The sequence below is a fragment of the Natronolimnobius baerhuensis genome, assembly GCF_002177135.1.
GTDB lineage: Archaea > Halobacteriota > Halobacteria > Halobacteriales > Natrialbaceae > Natronolimnobius > Natronolimnobius baerhuensis.
In genome coordinates this window covers 310,351-330,359 of sequence record NZ_MWPH01000001.1, presented here as the reverse complement: position 1 = coordinate 330,359, position 20,009 = coordinate 310,351, and the positions used below count along the sequence as shown (strand labels likewise).

General features: G+C 61.3%; 16 protein-coding genes. 10 read left to right on the top strand and 6 right to left on the bottom strand.

The window, feature by feature from the left end:
• Positions 1 to 121: 121 nt before the first annotated feature.
• The gene (locus tag B2G88_RS01645) at positions 122 to 1,060 is read left to right on the top strand and encodes a biotin--[acetyl-CoA-carboxylase] ligase (protein ID WP_087713799.1); all 939 of its coding nucleotides are present in this window, start codon (positions 122 to 124) and stop codon (positions 1,058 to 1,060) included.
• Positions 1,061 to 1,142: 82 nt separating this feature from the next.
• Entirely contained in the window at positions 1,143 to 2,294 is a 1,152-nt protein-coding gene (locus B2G88_RS01640; RefSeq protein WP_087713798.1) for an acyl-CoA dehydrogenase family protein, read from the top strand.
• A 63-nt stretch (positions 2,295 to 2,357) separates the two neighbouring features.
• Here the strand turns inward: B2G88_RS01640 and B2G88_RS01635 are convergent, their stop codons facing one another.
• Positions 2,358 to 2,786, bottom strand: a complete 429-nt coding sequence (locus tag B2G88_RS01635) for an SPW repeat domain-containing protein (protein WP_087713797.1) — start codon at positions 2,784 to 2,786, stop codon at positions 2,358 to 2,360.
• A gap of 259 nt (positions 2,787 to 3,045) precedes the next feature.
• Here B2G88_RS01635 and B2G88_RS01630 point away from each other — a divergent pair, with 259 nt between their 5' ends.
• Entirely contained in the window at positions 3,046 to 5,151 is a 2,106-nt protein-coding gene (locus B2G88_RS01630; RefSeq protein ID WP_087713796.1) for a PAS domain S-box protein, read from the top strand.
• A gap of 7 nt (positions 5,152 to 5,158) precedes the next feature.
• Here B2G88_RS01630 and B2G88_RS01625 read toward each other — a convergent pair whose 3' ends face one another.
• Together B2G88_RS01625 and B2G88_RS01620 are read right to left on the bottom strand one after the other, a co-directional pair.
• Positions 5,159 to 5,731, bottom strand: coding sequence for a HalX domain-containing protein (locus B2G88_RS01625; protein ID WP_054863980.1), 573 nt, complete (start codon positions 5,729 to 5,731; stop codon positions 5,159 to 5,161).
• A gap of 322 nt (positions 5,732 to 6,053) precedes the next feature.
• On the bottom strand, positions 6,054 to 8,021 hold the full coding sequence (locus B2G88_RS01620) for a 3-hydroxyacyl-CoA dehydrogenase/enoyl-CoA hydratase family protein (RefSeq protein WP_087713795.1): 1,968 nt from the start codon (positions 8,019 to 8,021) through the stop codon (positions 6,054 to 6,056).
• Between the two features lie 116 nt (positions 8,022 to 8,137).
• Between B2G88_RS01620 and B2G88_RS01615 the strand changes: the two genes are divergently transcribed.
• The 5 genes from B2G88_RS01615 (at position 8,138) to B2G88_RS01595 (ending at position 12,316) form a co-directional block, all read left to right on the top strand.
• Positions 8,138 to 9,289 (top strand): acyl-CoA dehydrogenase family protein, encoded by a 1,152-nt coding sequence (locus B2G88_RS01615; RefSeq protein WP_087713794.1) that lies wholly within the window; start codon positions 8,138 to 8,140, stop codon positions 9,287 to 9,289.
• Positions 9,290 to 9,571: 282 nt separating this feature from the next.
• The gene (locus B2G88_RS01610; RefSeq protein ID WP_054863981.1) at positions 9,572 to 9,907 is read left to right on the top strand and encodes a hypothetical protein; all 336 of its coding nucleotides are present in this window, start codon (positions 9,572 to 9,574) and stop codon (positions 9,905 to 9,907) included.
• A gap of 243 nt (positions 9,908 to 10,150) precedes the next feature.
• Positions 10,151 to 10,438, top strand: coding sequence for a HalOD1 output domain-containing protein (locus tag B2G88_RS01605; protein WP_054863982.1), 288 nt, complete (start codon positions 10,151 to 10,153; stop codon positions 10,436 to 10,438).
• A 106-nt stretch (positions 10,439 to 10,544) separates the two neighbouring features.
• The gene (locus B2G88_RS01600; protein ID WP_087713793.1) at positions 10,545 to 11,543 is read left to right on the top strand and encodes an ABC transporter ATP-binding protein; all 999 of its coding nucleotides are present in this window, start codon (positions 10,545 to 10,547) and stop codon (positions 11,541 to 11,543) included.
• Complete coding sequence (locus tag B2G88_RS01595; RefSeq protein WP_054863983.1) at positions 11,540 to 12,316, top strand: ABC transporter permease; 777 nt, start codon at positions 11,540 to 11,542, stop codon at positions 12,314 to 12,316. Before B2G88_RS01600 ends, B2G88_RS01595 begins: the two co-directional genes overlap by 4 nt.
• 71 nt (positions 12,317 to 12,387) lie before the next feature.
• Here B2G88_RS01595 and B2G88_RS01590 read toward each other — a convergent pair whose 3' ends face one another.
• Together B2G88_RS01590 and B2G88_RS01585 are read right to left on the bottom strand one after the other, a co-directional pair.
• Positions 12,388 to 14,406, bottom strand: a complete 2,019-nt coding sequence (locus tag B2G88_RS01590; RefSeq protein ID WP_087713792.1) for an ATP-binding protein — start codon at positions 14,404 to 14,406, stop codon at positions 12,388 to 12,390.
• Between the two features lie 110 nt (positions 14,407 to 14,516).
• Positions 14,517 to 15,116 carry a DUF420 domain-containing protein gene (locus B2G88_RS01585; protein ID WP_054863987.1) on the bottom strand — a complete coding sequence of 200 codons (600 nt, stop codon included), beginning with the start codon at positions 15,114 to 15,116 and terminating at the stop codon, positions 14,517 to 14,519.
• 151 nt (positions 15,117 to 15,267) lie between these two features.
• Between B2G88_RS01585 and B2G88_RS01580 the strand changes: the two genes are divergently transcribed.
• Both B2G88_RS01580 and B2G88_RS01575 read left to right on the top strand, forming a co-directional pair.
• Complete coding sequence (locus tag B2G88_RS01580; RefSeq protein ID WP_087713791.1) at positions 15,268 to 16,224, top strand: TIGR03557 family F420-dependent LLM class oxidoreductase; 957 nt, start codon at positions 15,268 to 15,270, stop codon at positions 16,222 to 16,224.
• A 159-nt stretch (positions 16,225 to 16,383) separates the two neighbouring features.
• Positions 16,384 to 17,373 (top strand): aldo/keto reductase, encoded by a 990-nt coding sequence (locus B2G88_RS01575; RefSeq protein WP_054863988.1) that lies wholly within the window; start codon positions 16,384 to 16,386, stop codon positions 17,371 to 17,373.
• 71 nt (positions 17,374 to 17,444) lie between these two features.
• Here B2G88_RS01575 and folP read toward each other — a convergent pair whose 3' ends face one another.
• On the bottom strand, positions 17,445 to 19,943 hold the full coding sequence (gene folP / locus B2G88_RS01570) for a dihydropteroate synthase (RefSeq protein WP_087713790.1): 2,499 nt from the start codon (positions 19,941 to 19,943) through the stop codon (positions 17,445 to 17,447).
• Between the last annotated feature and the right edge of the window lie 66 nt (positions 19,944 to 20,009).

The window sequence follows — 20,009 nt, the reverse complement described above, 5'->3', positions numbered from 1 at the left end:
ATCAGTACGCTCTTTTCAATATCGGTCCTCTCCTTTCCGATACCATCGATCGCTCGAGGAATCGGCATTGGATAATCATCGATCCTTCCGATTGAAGTGCGCGCGCTTCCCTCGTATTGCTATGAACGAGACGCGACGAGCCATCCTCGAGGCGCTCGACGACGGCCCGGTCTCGGGTCCCGACCTGGCCGAGTCACTCGAGGTCTCCCGCGCCGCGGTTTGGAAGCACGTCGAGGAACTCCGAGACGCGGGCTTCGACATCGAGAGCGGACCGGCAGGGTACGACCTGCTCGAGGTCGCCCCCTACGGCAGCGACGCCGTCGAGTTCGGCCTCGAGGCACCGTTTTCGGTCGAATACCACGAGACGATTGGGAGTACCAACACGCGAGCGCGCGAGTTGGCAGTCGACGGCGCGACGGATGTCGTGGTCCTTGCGGACGAACAGACGGGCGGCCGGGGCCGCCTCGAGCGCGAGTGGACGGCTCCGTCGGGTGGCGTCTGGCTCAGTATCGTCGTACGGCCAGCAATTGCACCCTCGAGAGCACCGCTGTACACGCTCGCGGCGGCGGTGGCGACGGCGAAAGCGGCACGCGAAGCGGGCGTCGATGCACGGATCAAGTGGCCAAATGACGTGGTCATTCCCGTCGGCGACGAGGGCGACTATCGAAAGCTAACGGGAATTTTGACGGAGATGGAAGGCGAGACGGACCGCATCGAGTGGCTCATCGTTGGCCCTGGAACCAATGCGAACATCGACGCGGAGGCGTTACCCGAGGGTGCAACGAGCATCCGCGAGGAGGCAGGCGACGTCGACCGACGCCGATTCGTCCAGCGATTCCTCGAGGAGTTCGACGCGTATCGATCCGACCTCGAGTCGGTCGTCCCCGACTGGCGCGAGCTGGCGTTGACGCTCGGTCAGCGCGTGCGCGTGGATCGACCGGCCGGCGAGGTCGTCGGCGAGGCGGTCGACATCACCGAAACGGGTGCGCTCGTCCTCGAGGCCGACGACGGGCGGGTGACCGTGGCGGCAGGCGACTGCGAACACTTGCGGCCAGTATGACTATGAGACCGGCGGGAGACTGACAGCCGGTCACTGAGTCGAAACCCGCGGCTATATTCGGGTCGCTCCCGTCTAGCGATGTATGGACGTACTCGATGACTCCATCGTGCCCGAGCACGCACACGACGTCAAGCAGGAAGCCCGCGAGTTCGCCGACGAGTACATCGCGCCCAACGCCCAGGAGTACTTCGATGCTGGCGAGTACCCCCACGACATTCTCGAGGCGGGCCAGGACGCGGGACTGGTCGCACAGGATATTCCCGAAGAATGGGGTGGCCGTGGCTTTGACCTGCCGCAGTTGCTCGCGCTGACCGAGGAGTTCTATCGTGCGGACGCAGGCATTGCCCTCACGCTTCAACTTGCGAGTTTCGGCTGTGAGATTACCTACGAGTACGGAACCGACGAGCAGTGCGAGGAGTACATCCGGCCCGTCGCAGAGGGCGAGCAACTGTCCGGACTGGCCGTCTCCGAACCCGAGACCGGCAGCGACCTCGCGGGCGTCCAGACCCGCGCAGAGAAGGACGGCGACGAGTGGGTCATCAACGGCGAAAAGTACTGGATCGGCAACGGTGTCGAGGCCGACTGGATCACCCTCTACGCCCGAACGGGCGACGACGAGGACAACCGCTATGGCAATCACTCGATGTTCATCGTCCCGACCGATACTGAGGGCTACGATGCCGAACACATCCCGGAGAAGATGGCCATGCGCGCCTCGAAACAGGCCCACATCGAGTTCGACGACTGCCGGATTCCCGAGGAGAACCTGATCGGTGCCGAAGGCGCAGGCTTCTGGATGCTCGCGGACTTCTTCAACCACGGCCGTATCGCCGTCGCCGGACACGGTCTCGGCATGGCTGCGGCCGCCATCGAAGAAGCCTGGTCGTTCACCCACGACCGCGAGCAGTTCGGCCGCACAATAAACGAGTTCCAAGCCGTCCAGCACGGGCTTGCGGATATGCTGATGGACTTCGAGAGCGCACGCGCACTCACCTGGCGTGCCTGCAACAAGGTCGAAACCGACGACAACGCCGGCTACTGGGCCGCACTCGCGAAGACGAGCGCAACGGAAGCCGCGGTCGACATCGCCGAACAAGGCATGCAGTTCCACGGCGGGCGCTCCGTTCTCAACGAACGCCGGATCGCTCGCGTCTACCGCGATGCCCGCATTCCGGTGATCTACGAGGGCGCAAACGAGATTCAGCGTAACCTCATCTACCGGCAGGCTCCGTAACCGCGTAGCCGTCGTTCGTTCCCACGCGCGGCAAAAATAGCTGACTGACGGCCGGATTATACGTTATCCTCGAGCGCCAGCACCAGCGTGATCCGGCGTATCGGCCTTGCTGTTCGCGTAGGCATTGTACGCTGAGAGGATGGCGACGAGGAGCCCGGAGATCGCGGTCCCGGTCGCAAGTTCGTTGCTGCCCATCTCGATGACCGCTGGTGAGACGAGCGCCCAGAGGCCGAGCAGGGCCGCAAGCGACGCGATGCTGACGTTTGCCAGTCGGTCCTTCGAGAGCAAATAGAAGTTGTAACCCGCGAGCAAGAAGATCGCCGTCCCCACCAGGGTATCGTTCCAGTACGCCGCATCTGTCGCCTCGAAGAGGAACGGCGAGGCAACGAGATAGAGGCCGATCAGCGCGACAAGAGCGCTCAGCCACTGCATCGCGTCCGTATTCATCGTCTCACGGTTCCGACCGGTATTGGTGTTTGTCGTATCACTCATGTTCTCGAGCGCGGTAGTCGACGGGCGAGTAAAACGACGGTGCCTGCAATTGTCGCCACAGTAACAAAATCACCACGTTGCCGAATAGTCCGACTCGATGAAGGGTTTCTCAGCGAATTAGCCCGAGACGCAACTGGCGACAGATACGCGACCCCATATCAACAGCACGCGGTCGAAAGAATCAACCGTATTGACCCGAACACTACGTGCAAAGACGTGTCCGTCCGCCGAAGTGTCGGACGAAATCCGAAACCGAACTATGAGTCGTCCACGCGTTCTCTGTGTCAGTGGTAATCGAGCGACGCGAGCATCGCTTACCCTGGCGCTGACGGACGAACCCGTCAACGTCGTCTTCGCACAGCAAGCCGACGAAGCCGGCTCGAGACTCGAGCACGAATCAATCGATGCAATCGTTATCGACGCAGGGTCGATTGCGGATGTACCGCGGGTGATCGGCGCAGCCGAGGCCAAGACACCGAAACTGCCGACGTTCATCTATTGGGAGACTGCAGACGACACCGACGAGGAGTCGATGGCTGTCTTAAGCCAGGTCGTCGCTCGAAGCACCGACCAGCAGCGCTCGAATCGCCTCGCCGATACGATCACGGAGCAGTTGAACGACGGCATTGGAAACGAAGCGGTCGCCGGCCGCATCATCGCGAACGCTCGAGTCGATGCTGAAACGGACACAGACGCGGATGCAGCCGACACACAACCCGACCTCCCGCCGGATCTCGCCTGGATCGACGACGCGGTTCGGCGGGGACTGACCGATGCGACCTCGCCTGCAACCGTCGAGCGTGTGCTTCGTGAAGAGTTCGTCGCGAGTGACCGATTCATCTTCGCCTGGGTCGGCGAGTACGACCGCGGCGAACGCGAGATCGTGCCATGGCTCACAGATCCATCGGCGACAGACTGGCCGATACAGCGGACGTTTCCCATCGGCTCCGACGACGGCTCACGGACGCTCCTCGAGCGGGCATTGCAATCACGCAAGTTGCAGATAGTCGATCTATCGACGATCACAGAACCCGACACAGCGCTCGTGCCCTTCGCCGAATACGCACTCGAGCAAGACGTCGGAACGGTCGCTGCGATTCCACTCGGCAGCGAGGATGAACTCTACGGCGTCTTCGTCGTCTACGCACGCCGTGGGTTGTCGTCGGCTGACCAGCAGGTTATCCACTCGAGCGCGGACGTCGCCTCGCACGTCCTCGAGACGATTGCGACAAGCGGTCAACTCGCCCAACAGGAACGGGCCGTCCAGCGATACGAGCGACTCGTCGAAACAGCAGGCGACGGCATGTACGTCTTCGACGAGGACGGCAACTTCATGACGGTCAACGACGCCCTCGTCGAGATGACCGGCTACAGTCGTGAGGGACTGCTCGGCGAGCACGCAACCTTCCTGCTCGACGAAGCCGACGCCGAAGCCGGGACGGACGTCATCAAATCACTCCTCGAGGACGACCGTGGCACCGACACGCTCGAGGTCGTCCTCGAGACGAAATCGGGCGAGACGATCCCCTGTGAGATTCAGATCGCTGTACTGACACACAATGGGACGTTCCATGGCTCGGTCGGTGTCGTCCGCGACATCACCGAGCGAAAGCAACGCGAGCGCAAACTTCGCGAGCGAAACGAGCGCCTCGATGCCTTCGCACAGATCGTCAGCCACGACTTGCGAAACCCCCTCGGCGTGGCCCAGGGCTATCTCGACTTGATGGACCAGACCGATTCGGCCGACCACATTCCACAGATTCGCGACGGACTCGACCGAATGGAGTCGATCATCGATGACGTGCTCGCAATCGCCCGCGGCGGCGAGTGGGCAGCCGACACCGACCCTGTCGACCTCGAGGCCGTTGCAACCGATGCTTGGGAACACGTCGAGACACCGGCTGCGACACTGTCAGTAACAGCGTCGACAACCGTCGCGGCTGATCGCTCCCGGCTCTTGCGACTCCTCGAGAACTGTTTCCGAAACAGTGTCGAACACGGCAGTCCGGAGCGTGAGCAACAGGAACGTGCGAGCGCGAGTACGAGTGCTGAGGCAGTCCAAACAAACGGCGGCACGAGCACCAACGGTGGAGCCGACATCGACAGCGCCATCACGATTCAGGTTGGCACGCTCGAGAACGGTCGTGGCTTCTACGTTGCTGATGATGGCTGTGGGTTACCCGAGGAAATTCGCGACGAAATATTCGACCCGTCGGTGTCGACATCCTCATCAGGGTTAGGAATCGGACTGTGGGTCGTCAGAGAAGTCGCTACCGGACACGGCTGGTCGGTCACTGCGGGGGAAAGCGAGGCGGGTGGGGCCAGATTCGAGTTCGACACGACCGGTGACGAGCGACGACTGTGAAGCGTCGTCAGTTCTCTGTCTGTAGGTCCTGAAAAGCACCGACGAACTCATCGTGTGAGGACATCCCGGCGACCGTTTCGTCGACCTCTGACTCAAGTTTGGCAACGCGGGTACAGAGGTCTTGATAGTCGCTATGATCTTTGAGTTCGCGGGTGGCTTTTTCACTCTCGAGGAGTGCTTTTTTCGACACCAGCGCGTAGTAGTCCTGAATGGTGGATGCGTACGCAGAGCGCGTTGAAACATCCTCAACCATCTGGATCAGTTCATCTCTGGAGACCGGCTTGACGAGGTAGTCATCAAAGCCCATCTCAATAATATCGAAGTCGGGATCGACTGCCGTGACCATCACGACACGACAGTCGTATCCCTCTTTGCGGAGTTGTGCGAGCACCTCATCGCCCGAGAGTCCCGGCATCCGTCGGTCGAGGAGGACGACATCAACGTCGTCTGACATCGTTTCGAGGGCCGAATCGCCGTCATAGGCGGTATCGACGGTCCAGTCGCTCTGGAGCCATGCAGCGAACAGATCGGCGAGTCGGGATTCATCATCAACGACGAGAACGTGTCCCTCGTCACTCACTGGCTGACCCCTCCATACCCTTCGTCGATTACAGCCACGGGTCACCAATTGTCCCTCTGGTTCATAAACTTCGCGACCATATATAGGACAGGTTACATTATATTGGAGTTTTTCATGCAGCCTGTCACCGAGAAACAAGACGGTACGTCGGTCAATGCTTGTGATATACCCACACGACAGGAACTCTGAGTTTCGTTCGCTCGGTCGGTCGGACCGCTGTGAGACGGTCTTCTGTCAGTCATTCCCGGTACACCCGCGACCCGGTACGGGTGCGTCGGCAAATCGGGACAGCAATCCGTCTGAGTCGTGTTGTCCGGCAGTATTACTTGCCTTCGAACTCCGGTTCGCCGTCACCCATGAACGCCGTCATTCCCTCCATGAGGTCCTCTGTCCCCATGAGGTGTCCGAAGGCTGACGCCTCGTACTCGAGGCCGGCATCCGTGTCGTCGCGGCCGGCGAGCATCGCGCGCTTGGTGAACTTCTGGGCGATTGGTGGTCCTCCGGCGAGGTCGCTCGCGAGTTCGAGGGCCTCCTCGAGGAGGTTGTCGTTGTCGACGACGTCGTTGACGAAGCCGTAATCGGCCATCGTTGCGGCCTCGAAGCGGTCTGCAGTGAGGATGATCTCTTTTGCGCGGCCCTCGCCGACGATGTGCTTCAGGCGCTGGGTGCCGCCCCAACCGGGCAGCAAGCCGAGATCGAGTTCTGGCTGGCCGAACTCCGAGCGCTCGCTGGCAACGCGCAGGTCCGCACAGGTCGCAAGTTCCATCCCGCCGCCGAGACAGTAGCCGTCGATCCCAGCGACAACGGGCAAATCGCAGGCCTCGAGTTTGCCGAAGGTCTGTTGGCCCTCGCGTGAGAGTTCCTGGCCCTGTAATGGGTCTGCGCCGCTTGCCATGCTCTGGACGTCAGCGCCAGCCGAGAACGCGCGGTCGCCCTCGCCCGTAATCAGGATCGAGCGGACCTCGTCGTCGTCCTCGAGGAGGTCAATCGCCTCGGATAACTCGGCGAGTAGTTCGTTGCTGATCGTGTTCATCCGGTGTGGGCGGTCGATCACGATGTGACCGACCATGTCGCCGGGGTACTCGACGCGGATTGCTTCGAACTCGAGGCCGTCGTCGCTCTCGTCAGAGACGTAAAAGCCGCCTTCGTCGGCACGTTCGGCGAGGTACTCATCGGGGTTGTAGCGCTCGTGACCCGTCTCTTCGTAGGCCTCCTCGAGTGTCTCCTGGAGGTTCTCGAGACCGTACTCGTCGACGAGTTTCACGGGGCCATCTGGGAAGCCGGCACCAAGTTGGACGGCTTCGTCGATGGATTTCGGTGGCGCAACGTCGCCGCCGACGAGTTTGGCAACCTCGTTGGCCATCGCCGCGAGCAGACGCTTTTCGACGAGTTCAGACTGCTCGTCGGTCGGAATGTCGACGCCGCCGTTGTCGTAGTCATAGAAGCCTTTGCCGGTCTTTTTGCCAAGTTCCTCGCTCTCGACTTTCGACTCGAACAGCGGGCTCGGCTCGTAGGCCTCGCCGAGGACCTCGTGCATGTACTCGAGGACGTGGTAGCCCACGTCGATGCCGGTGAGGTCTGCGAGTTCGAAACTGCCCATCGGCAGGCCCATGCCGTACTTCGTCGTGGAGTCGACCTCGGCGATGGTGGCGTCGTCCTCGCTGACGAGCCAGCAGGCCTCGTTCATCAGCGGCACCAGAATCCGGTTGACGATGAATCCCGGCTCGTCTTTGTGGACGCGCACGGGCGACTTGTCGAACGCCTCGGCCAGTTGCTCGATTGCCTCGAGTGTGTCCTCGGCCGTCTCCGCGCCCGAAATCACTTCGACGAGATCCATCCGAACTGGCGGGTTGAAAAAGTGCATCCCACAGAACTGCTCTGGACGTTCCGTGACGCCAGCGAGTTCCGTAATCGACAGACTCGAGGTGTTCGTCGCGAACAGTGCACGGTCGGGCGCATACTCCTCGACCTCCCCGTAGACGTCTTTCTTGATGTCCATCTGCTCGGGGACGGCCTCGATGATGACGTCGGCGTCGCCGACGGCTTCTTCCATCTCGACCACCGGCGTCACGCGCGCTAAGGCAGCGTCGGCTTCGTCTTCCGAGAGGCGGTCTTTCTCGGCGAGTTTGCCGAGTGACCACTCGATTTGTTCGTAGCCATTCTGGACGAACTCCTCTTTGATGTCACGCATCGCCACATCGTAGCCAGCAATCGCGGCAACTTCCGCGATTCCGTGGCCCATATTTCCGGCACCGAGAACTGCGACGGTGTTGATATCTTCGACGTCCATACGTTGTAATGCGATGGGGAGCCGTTTGAACGTTTCCCCATTCCCTTGGAAAAACTATGTTTAGGTTTATGTCTGGTTACAAAGGTCTTTATCAATAGCCATAGTTAGGGACCCACATGGACTTTGGCCTGTCTGACGAACAAGAGCAGATCCGCGACGAAATTCAGCGATTCGCGGAGAACGAGATCGTTCCCGTCGCCGCCGAGTACGACGAGGAAGAGAAGTACCCACACGAGATCATCGACAAGGCAGCCGAGATGGGCCTGACCGGCGCGTACATCCCACTCGAGTACGGCGGTGCTGGCTACTCCATCCTCGATACAGCGATCATCACCGAGGAACTGTTCGCGTACGACCCCGGCATTGCGCTCTCGATTGTCTCGACCTCCTTCGGCTGTGAGGCGATCATGAACTTCGGGACTGAAGACCAGAAAGAGCGCTTCTTAGAACCCGTTGCAATGGGCGAGAAGATTTCGGGCGCAGCGATCTCTGAGCCGGACACCGGCTCGGACGTCTCCTCCGTTTCCACGCGGGCGGAGAAAGACGGTGACGAGTGGGTAATCAACGGCAACAAAATGTGGATCACGAACGGCACCGTCGGGGACTTCTTCGTCGTCCTCTGTGAGACCAACCCCGACGCCGAGGGCCGGTACAACGGTTTCAGCCAGATCGTCGTCGAATCCGACCGCGATGGCTTCAGCGCCGAGAAGATCACCGGCAAACTGGGCATCCGCGCTTCCGACACCGCCGAACTCGTCTTCGACGACGTTCGCGTCCCCGAGGAGAACCTCATCGGCACCAAAGACGCCGCATTCATGCAACAGATGCAGTTCTTCGACGAAACCCGAACCGCCGTCGCCGCACAGGGCGTCGGCATCGCGAAAGGCGCGCTTCGGGCCGCCCTCGAGTATGCACAGGACCGCGAACAGTTTGGCAAGTCGATCTCGGAGTTTCAGGCGATCCAGCACAAACTCGCCGAGATGGCAACCGACACCGAGGCCGCCCGCAATCTCACCTACAAAGCAGCCTGGAACGTCGATCAGGGCGGCGACGTGACGAAACTCGCCTCGATGGCCAAAGAGCAAGCCTCTCGCGTCGCCGTCGAAGTCGCCGACGAAGCGGTCCAGATCCACGGCGGCGCTGGCTACGTCAACGACTTCCCTGTCGAGCGCTTCTACCGCGACGCCAAGATCACCCAGATCTACGAGGGCACGACCGAAATCCAGAAGAACATTATCGCTCGAGAGATGCTCGGAAAGGGCTTCTAAGGAGAAATCGAGGCCTCACTTGGAGGTCTACGCCGAACCATCACGGCGCTTGCCGAATGAGGCGAGGGGGCAAACAGGTATCGAGTGGGAGAGAGCGTAGTCACTGACACGCAGTGTATACGTGACCGCCAGTCGAGTCGGCGAGCAGTGTGTAACGTTGCAGTTGGTACTATACGTACTTCCAACTACTCACGGTATTTTATACGCTCAGTGGGTAATTCGACCAATCTAACCGTTTGCTGAGCAAGAAAGCTTATACCGGCCGGTTCTACTTTTGCAATTATGGCACGCGACAATCCGGTCCAACGTCGGAGCCAAACAGCATCAACAGACGACTCACACCTGCCGAATCTCGTGACCATCGTTGGTCGCGGCGTTCCCTCGAACTTCGAGATCGCCGTCGACGGTGAAATCGAGATGCTCACAGACGACCCCGTGGCGGAAGCGACGGTCGTCTCCGAGAACGTTGCCGAAGGGGCAATCGACGTCGGTGTGCAGCGATTCAGATTCTCAGGTGACATGGCGAACGTCCACCTCGTCGACTGGAACGGTGTTCCAGCGCCAGAATCTGCGAGCACGCCGAACGTCCACGTCGATTACAACGTCTCCGGCCGATAACGACGACGCCGGGTAGGGGTTTTGCAGTCTCACATGTACTTGAGTGCAAACAGTGTCGATATTTTTGTCCAGTAACTAGTACATTCGTGGAAAGGCATAAGCGGCGGCATCACTATTGTCCTGAAATCAAGAGGCAGCTCACCGCTCCGAACACCTTCGATATCGAAGGTCATCGAAATCTATTTGTCAATATGGAGATTTGGTATGGATAGTTTTATTCGAGACGGTTTGGAAGTGTGGAGTATGGAGAGTGGTGGCGATAGTGTCGGTGGGGCAGTCAGAAAACCACCGAGTCGGGCAGTAATCGAAGCGGTCGCGGCTGCAGAAGACATCCCCACAACTGACTTGCGGCCGCCGGAGTATGAACCCTTGCACACGGCAATTGATCCGGAGTCACTCGATACTTTGTTCAGTCAACAGGCAGATGGAACGCCACGAATCGGCGGTTCTGTCTCCTTTCAATACTGTGGCTATCACGTCGTCGTCATGGCCGATGGACGTGTTGTTCTCGATCCGGACGACCACGAGTGATACTGCTGGACAACACGAGTGACAGCTATTCGACTATCGAAACTCGTCACTGACTGTTGTCCGGTAAATCGAACGCCTTACCCGCGATGCGTTGCAATCGGCCAGTATGACCGCCGTAGTCGAAGCGACGGACGTAGCGAAGACCTACGGCGAGACAGTGGCGCTATCGTCGGCGTCACTGTCCGTCGAAGCCGGCGAGGTCTACGCGCTCATCGGGCCAAACGGAGCCGGAAAAACGACGCTCGTTCGTGCATTGACAGGAACGACCGTTCCTGACTCGGGGTCCGTGCGAGTCCTCGAGGGAGAGCCAACTGCAATCGACCGGGACCGACTCGGAGTGTTACCACAGGACTTCTCACCGCCGGATCGGCTCACAGCTCGAGAACTGCTGACCTACTACGCCGGCCTCTATGACGACCCGCGTGATCCGGACGACGTGCTGGCCGACGTTGGACTCGTCGATGCCAGTAATACGTGGTACGAGAACCTCTCCGGTGGCCAGCAACGACGCGCCTGCGTGGGTGCGACGCTGGTCAACGACCCGGATGTGCTCGTTCTCGACGAACCGACGACGGGGATCGACCCCGCTGGCCGGCGAACGATTTGGCGACTCATCGAAGCCCTCACCGAACGCGGAACGACCGTCCTGCTGACGACCCACGACATGGCCGAAGCCGAGCGACTGGCAGACCGTGTTGGCCTCCTCGCGGATGGCGCGCTCATCGCACAGGGAACTCCTGCCGCGCTCGTCGCTGACCACGCCGGCTCGAGTCGGCTTGCCATCGAAACCGATGCTGACCCACAGGCCTTCGAGGACCTCGCGTATCCGGTTGTCGCCTCAGGCGAGTCCGACTCGAAGCCACATCGACGTCGCCAGCCAGACACCATCGTCGTCCAAGACATCGAGCCTGCCGATATCGGCGTTGTCGTCGACTATCTCGAGGGGAACGACCTCGAGTACTCCGGCCTGACGTGGGCCGAACCCGACCTCGAGGACGTCTATCTCGCACTCGCAGATTCGACCGAGCGCGAGCGGACGACGAAAATGGGGACGGAAACGGATGCCGACGCTGAGGACGCCCCACAAACGGGTGAGACGGCATGAGCCGACTCTCACGCATCCGATCCGAAACGGGTGCCGGCTGGCGGTCGTTCATCCGCCGCCGAACGGCAGTCTTCTTTACGTTCTTTTTCCCGGTGATCCTGATCGTCATCTTCGGTGCGCTCGTCCGAACGGACCCGGGCGACGGTGGCCTGTTCGCAGAACCCGCCGCATACTACGTGCCGGGCTATCTCGCCGTCGTCGTCCTCTTTACGCCCTTCTCGAGGATGGGGAGCGAGGTCGCACGCCACCGTGAAGGGAGTCGCTTCGAGAAACTCGCGACGACACCGCTGTCGCGACCGGAGTGGCTGTTCGCCCAGACCGTCGTCAACGCCGTTATCATCGCTATCGCGAGTCTGTTGATCCTCGCGCTCGTGGTTCTGCTGACGGGCGCAAACATCACCTATTCGCCGCTTTTGATCCCCTACGTCCTCGTCGGCGTCGTCGCCTTCTGTGGTATCGGTGCCATGCTCGGCAGTTACACCGACTCTCAAGATGGCGCGATCACCGCCAGTAACGCAATCGGTCTCCCGCTGCTCTTTCTCTCCGAGACGTTCATCTCGCTCGAGCAACTGCCCGGCTGGTTCGAGCCATTTGTGAATCTCTCGCCGCTGACGTACTTTTCGCGCGGCGTCCGTGCGGCGACAGCCCCAGAGACCACCGAGACGGCCGCGGTTGCTGGACTCGACCCGGCGATTGCGAACCTGGGGGTTTTATTCGCAATCGCCGTCGTCACGTTCGCACTCGGTGCGCGCTCGATCCCGCAGACGGATTGAGACGGACTGCTGTCACTGTCGCCGCACTCGGAAGTGCAGCGGTACTGACTGCACGAGACCATATGAGGAGGTTACGCGTTGTTCGTGGTTTTCGGCATGACCGCAGTGTCAGTTGCTGGCACCGTAAACGAGAACATCGAGCCCTCACCGGGTTCGGAGTCGACCCAGATGTCGCCGCCGTGGCGCTCGACGATCCGTTCACACAGCGCCAGTCCGATGCCGCTTCCAGACCCCTCGTCGTCAGTATGCAGGCGCTGGAAAACACCGAAGACCCGCTCTGCCTCCGCTGGGTCGATGCCAATGCCCTCGTCGCTGACATCGATCTGCCACCAGTTCCGGCTGGCCCGCTCGCTCGAGATGTCGATCTCCGGTGGCTCGTCGCCAGCGTATGTAATCGCGTTCGAGAGCAGATTCTGGAGCACCTGACGTAACTGGTTCCCGTCGCCATACACCGTCGGCAACGAGTCGGCTGTGATCGTCGCGTCGTGTTCATCGATCTGAACGCGCAGGTCATGGGTGACGTCCGCGAGCACATCGTCCAGATCGACCGGTTCGAACGGCTCTCCCTGCGTTTCGACCCGTGAGAACGCAAGCAAGCCATCGATCATTTCGCGCATTCGCTCGGCACCGTCGACAGCGAAGTCGATGAACTCCTGTCCGTCCTCGTCTAACTCGTCACCGTAGCGACTCTCGATTAACTGCAAATAGCTCGTGACCATCCGCAAGGGTTCCTGTAAATCGTGACTGGCGGCATACGCGAACTGCTCGAGTCGTTCGTTCGATTCCTCGAGTTGGTGCTGGGACTCCTTCCGTTCGGTGATGTCGCGAAAGTACACCGACACGCCGGTTTCGGAGGGATACACCGTCACTTCGAACCAGGCGTCGACGGGATCGTAGTAGTGTTCGTAACTGCGCTGTTCGCCGGTCTCGAGTGCCTCCTCGAAGCTCTCTTGAACGATCTCGTCTTCGGTTGCTTCGGGAAACCGATCCCAGAGTGTCTCACCGAGCAGTTCGGATTCGGGCCGCTGGAGGAGTTCCTCGGCACGTTCGTTGACGTGTGTATACCGCAGGTCCGTATCGAACGCACAGATCGCATCATCGACTCGGCCTAGAATCTCCTCGAGTTTGCTCTCGAGGCGTCGTCGTTCGGTGATTTCCCGTAACGCGTAGACTGCTCCATCGAACTCGCCGTCGTGGATGACTGGACCGCAGTGAGCCGAGAGCCAGACCCGGTCTCTGTCTGGATGGTCGATGCCAACGATTTCGTCGTACACCGGCTCACCGGTGTCTCTCACCGTTGCGAACGGAAGCTCGTCTGCTGCAAGTGGAACGCCGTGTTCGTCGATCAGATCCCACCGCTCGTCATCGTGAGCGTACGTCTGCAGTTCCGGATTCGACCGACCAAGTAACTCCTCGGCGCGTTGGTTTGCAAACACGTTCATCCCGTCAGCGTCGATCAGTGTGATGCCAATAGGGCACGTCTCGAGAATCGTTTGTCTGACCGCCGCCTCCTCGTCACGTTGCCGTGTCGTCTGTTCGCGTTTGATCGTCGATGCAAGGGTGTTCGCGACGGTCTGGAGAAATGTCCCTGCCGTCCGTCCAACCGAGTCACTCGTCGATGAATGGGCACTGAGAACACCCCACGGATCGGGTTCCGGTCCGATCCTGACGGTGATACCGGTGTCCATCTCGTCCGCGAAAAACGGATCGAGTGCCTGAAACTGGGAATCGCTCCGAAGATCTTCAACCAAGACAGGCTCCGCAGCCTCGAGTGCGTAGCCAGCCTGTGTCTCCTCGTCGACTGGGGAAGTCGTCTTGCCGACTGCGTCTTCCGCACCATCGCTGGCAGTTGCTCGAAGAACAATCCTGCCATCGTCGGCGTTCTCACCACAGTCTGGCTGGTACTCGAGGACGCTACACCGATCTACTGGCAATGTCTCGAGGACCGTCTCCGCTGCATCCTCTAAAAGCGTCTCGAGATCGCTCGTCTCGAGTGCCTGGGACCCCAGATCGGCGAGAACCTGTTGCTGGTGAGCGTGGTACTCGAGTTCGTCGTTTGATCGGTTGTCCGACGGCCCCATCTCGGCCATATTACTCGTTTGCGGACTGTAAATGCCATCCCTCGAGTGTTGACAGATCACCGCGCGCGTCTCGTCTCAAGATGGATGTCTCGAGTAAAAACGGCCTCGAGACGCTGAGCCTACGGAAGCCCGACGACCATCGCAAACTCGTAGTCGTAGATGTGATTGAGCATGAGATACGTGACGATGCCAAGGACGAGGCTCAGAATCCACGAGCCAGCCGCAATTCGACCGACTCGAGCGTGGGCAGTCTCGCGGAGTTCTGCGGGTGTATGAGTCAGTCCAAGGATCAGCGCATAGAGGACGACCGGAACAGCGACGATTGAGAGGATAATGTGGATCGCCAACATGAGCAGGTAGGCGTTGCGGACGAGTGCGCCACCGACGAACTCTTTCGTGCCGCCGCCACCGACACGGATCAGGTAGACGACCAGAAAGAGCAAAATGGTCGCGAAGCCGCTAAGCATCGCAGCGCGATGTTTGCCTGTTTCGCCGTTGCGGATCCAGTACCAGCCAGCGAGTAGCAGTACAGTGGTCACCGCATTGATCACCGCAATCGCGTGTGTGAGGATGTTCACCTGCTCGTTCGTTAGCTCTGGATAGAGCGGAATATCGAGGACGAACGTGCCGATGACGAGCGTATAGCCGACAACTGTCAGCAGTAGTGTGAAACCAATTGGTCGCTCCCGAAGCCGCCGTCTCGCGTTCACAGTTGCCATTATCGAGGATTTGTAGCGATGGCGTATTTGTCTTCTTGTTCCGTGACTGAACGCAGCCGAACAGATTCGCTCCCGGCCTGTGCCTGCTCACTATGGCCCGCGCTCTCGCAGGCTCAACCATTACTGACGTCTTCAGTGTAGCCACGCTCGAATGACACAACTCGGATACACCCTCTCGAGTGAGGAGCACACGCCGATGGAACTGGTCGAGATTGCTACGCGCGCCGAAGCAGCTGGCTTCGACTTTCTCTCGATTTCGGATCACTTCCATCCGTGGGTTTCAGCACAGGGCGAATCGCCGTTCGTCTGGTCGACGCTCGGTGCTATCGCCGAAGCAACCGACGAAATTGACGTCGGCGTCGGCGTCACCTGCCCCACAATTCGAATCCACCCGGTCAACGTCGCCCACGCGGTTGCGACGGTTGACGAAATGCTCGGCGACCGATTCACCTTCGGCATCGGCACCGGCGAAAATCTCAACGAGCACGTCACCGGCGAACGCTGGCCCGAACACGACGTCCGCCTCGAGATGTTAGACGAATCGCTCGAGGTCATGCGAAAACTGTGGACTGGCAAAACTGTCAGCCATCACGGCGAGCACTACACCCTCGAGAACGCGCGACTCTACACCTGTCCCGACGAGCAGCCGACGGTAATCGGGAGCGCGTTCGGCCCCAAAACGGCCGAGTGGGTTGCCGAGGAAACTGATGGCCTCTGGTGTTCCGGCCCGAAAGAATCACCCGTCGAGGCCTACGAAGACGCCGGCGGCGACGGGCCGGCGTATACGCAACTACATGGGTGCTACGCCGAAACCGAAGCGGAAGCCGTCGACACCGTGTACGAATACTGGCCCAACGGCTCGATTCCGGGCGAACTCACCCAGGAACTGCCGACGCCAGTACACTTCGATCAGGCCGCCCAGATGGTCGACAAAGACGATATCGACGAATCCGCGACGATTACCAGCCCCGACCCCCAAGCCCACATCGACAGCTTCGAGCAGGCCATCGACGCGGGCTACGACCACGTCTACTTCCACCAGATCGGGCCGGAACAGGGACCCGCACTCGAGTTCTACGAGGAGGACGTGTTGCCGTCGCTCCGGTAACGGTCAGTCATGGGGCTAGAGCGGCACTTCGGTCGTCGATAACGACGCGGCCTCGATCTCGACAGTTGTCTCGGAGACTGTCGTCACCGTGCCCGTAACTCCACCGAAGCGATTGCCACGAGGCAAACCCATACCCGCCACCAGCCCCAGTAGCTACGCATGAACCATCGACGACTCGGTTCGACCGATCACGACGTCTCGGAAGTCGGCCTCGGCACCTGGAACATCGGCGGCAGCTGGGGCGATGTCGACGATGAAACCGGCCGCGAGGTCGTCCGCGCCGCCCTCGAGGCGGACATCGACTTCATCGACACGGCGGACGTCTACGGCGACGGCCGCAGTGAGAAACACATCGGTCACGTCCTCGAGGACGAAGACGCCTACGACGACGTGTTCGTCGCGACCAAAGCGGGGCGACGACTCGACCCGCACGAGGCGGACCGCTACACGCACGAGAATCTCGAGTGGTTCGTCGACCGGAGCCGCGACTACCTCGGAATGGAGACGCTCGATCTCCTGCAACTGCACTGTCCGCCGACCGAGGCGTACTACCAGCCAGAGACGTTTGAGGCGCTCGAGCAACTCAAAGCCGATGGGAAACTCGCCCACGCGGGCGTCAGCGTCGAGAAGGTCGAGGAGGCGCTGAAAGCCATCGAGTACGACGTCGTCGAGACGATCCAGATCATCTTCAACCCGTTCCGACAGCGTCCGAACGAACTGTTCTTCGAACAGGCGAAGAAAAACGATGTCGGCGTTATCGTCCGCGTTCCATACGCCTCAGGGCTTCTGACGGGCGCACTCGAGCGCGACCAGGAGTTCGCCGAGGACGACCACCGCAACTTCAACCGCGAGGGCGAGGCCTTCGACGTGGGCGAGACGTTCGCGGGCGTCCCCTACGAAACCGGCCACGACGCCGTCGATGCACTCGAGGACCACGTCCCCGAGGACCTGACCACGGCCGAGTTCACACTGCGCTGGATTTTGGACCACGAGGCGGTCTCGACCGTCATTCCGGGGACGACCTCGCCGGAGCACGTCCGCTCGAACGCCGCGGTGTCGGACCTCGAGTCGCTCTCGAATCAGGCCCATGGCGCGACGCAGGACGTCTACGAAGCGTCCGTCGCAGAGCACGTCCACCACCGCTGGTAGCTCTCTGTCAGGCGACTCGAGCTTTTTTGGCGATCAGATGTTTCGATGGCTGTGGCCGCCTGCAGGCGATCCTACCCCTCCCACTCGAATTGTTCCGGGTCACGCGTCGCAAGCGCTGTCCGAACGGCGGCGACGTTTTCGGGCACGTCGTGGACACGGACGATATCGACGCCGCGATCCGCCGCCAGCGCACTCGCCGCGACAGTTGCCTCGAGACAGTCGCCGGCCTCGCCGCCGACGTGTGCGAACATCGATTTGTGGGAGTGACCAAAGAGGATGGGACAGCCGAGCGCGCGAAACTCGGCGAGGCGGTCGAGCATCTCGAAGCTCTCGCGGGCCGTTTTCCCGAAGCCGATTCCGGGGTCGATAACGATGTTTGCACGGTCGACGCCCGCTTTCTCGGCGAGCAACACGCGCTCTGAGAGCTGATCGATGACGTCCTCGACGACGTCGTCGTAGGTCACGTCCTGGTCCGGCACGACGGGCGCGTTGATGCTGTGCATGACGATCAGGCCCGCGTCGTACTCGGCCGCGACGAAGCGCATCTCGGGGTCCTCGAGCCCCGAAACGTCGTTGATGATGTCCGCGCCGGCCTTGAGTGCGGCCTCGGCGACAACGGCCTTGCGCGTGTCAATCGAGATGTGGGCCTCGAGGTCGCGAATGCGTTCGATAACGGGGACGACGCGGTCGATTTCTGCTTGCGTCGAGACGGGTTCTGCACCGGGGCGCGTGGATTCGCCACCGACGTCGATCACGTCGACGCCGGCCTCGACCATCGCCTCGGCCTGAGAGACGGCATCCTCGAGCGCGTCGTACTCGCCGCCGTCGTGGAAACTGTCCGGCGTGACGTTCAGAATACCCATGACGGCAGTACGGTCGTGCCACGGGTACTGTGGATTGCTCTCCGGGGCCCCGACGGTGGGGTCGCGTTCCTCGAGTCCGATGGTCTCGCGAAGGTGGCGGGTGACCGCCGCGAGGCCGTCGCCCGTCGACTCGCTCTCGAGGGTGTCGATCAGTCCTTCGAACTGCGCGAGCGTGCCCATCAGCACGGCCTCGACGCGCTCGCCGGCGTCCCGGTGGCCGGAAATCGCACACTCGCCGCCGAGACGCAGCAGTTCCTCTTGCAGGCGGTCGGCCTGGCCGGGCTGGACCGTCGTCTTCACGACGCGGTGGACCGCCTCGTCCTCGAGTCGCCGGACGGTTTCTGGCGTCACGTCTGCGTTCTCGAGCGTTTTTCGGGCGTCTGTGCGGTCACGAACCCGCTTTGGCACGTCCGCGCGAGTCCAGCGCGAACGGGCTTCGGCGACCGCAAACAGTGAGCCGGTGACGAGCACGCAGTCGTTCGGGTCAGCATCTACAAGTGCCGTCTCGAGGGCGTCGGTGACGGCGGATTCGGTTCGAACGTCCGGGACGCCAGCGTCTTCGAATACGTCGGCGAGAACGGCCGGGTCCTCCGCCCGCTCGAGCGACGGTTCGGCTGCGACGACGCTGTCGGGCGTCGGCAGGGCATCGGCCATTTCCCGGTGGTCCTTGTCGTGCATCGCGCCGAAAACGAGCGTCAGATCGTCGTATGCGTACTGCTCGAGCGTCGCCGCGAGTTGCTCGCACGCACCAGGGTTGTGCGCGCCGTCGAGGACGACCAGCGGGTCGGTCCCCATCACTTCGAACCGCCCGGGCCAGTGGGCGTTTCGCACGCCGCGAGCGATGTCCGCGCTCGAGACGGCCGTGACCTGCCGAGCGAGCGTCGCGGCGATGCCGGCGTTTTCGGCCTGGTGCTCGCCGGGGAGTGGGACCCGCGTCTGGAGGTCCCAGTCGTCGGCCGTAATCGAGACGCCCGCTTCGGTGTGGTTCGTCAGGCCGTCGTAGGCGACCCGAACGTCAGGCCGTGCGCGTCTTGTGCCCGATTCTGAGCCATCGACGCCACCGACCGTCACCACCTCGCCGGCCACGTCGCGAATCGCCTCGAGCGCAGCGCCCGTGACGCCGGTGACCAGCGGCGCGTCGGCGGGGGCGACGTGGGCCTTGTCGCGGGCGATTTCTTCGACCGTGTCGCCCAGGATACCGGTGTGTTCTAAGGTAACGCTCGTCACTGCACTCGCAATCGGGTCGACGACGCTCGTCGCGTCGAGTTTTCCGCCGATACCGACCTCGAGGACGGCCACGTCGACGTCTTCGTTCCCGAAGTGCCACAGCGCCATGGCCGTCATCGCCTCGAAGAAGGTCGGCGACTCGCCGTCGGCGGCCCGTTTCGTTACATACTCCTGAATGTCTGCGACGTACGCACAGACCGCTGACCTCGGGATCTTGCGTCCATCAACCCGAACCCGCTCGCGCAGGTCCTCAAGATGCGGCGAGGTGTACAGTCCCACCGAGAGCCCCGCCTCGCGAAGCGTTCGTTCGAGCATCCGTGCCGTGCTTCCCTTCCCGTTCGAGCCGGCAATCTGCACGAAATCAACGCCGTCGTGGGGGTCCTCGAGGTGGGACAGGAGTCGTTCGGTCGACTCCGTTCCCGGTTTCGGGCCGAATCGCCGCAGCCCGAAAAGCGTGTCCGCCGCCTCGTGATACTCCATATCCGAACCACAGAGTCAGCCCGCTTTAGGGTGTCGGACTCGGGGCTGCCCCCGTCTCCGGCGGCG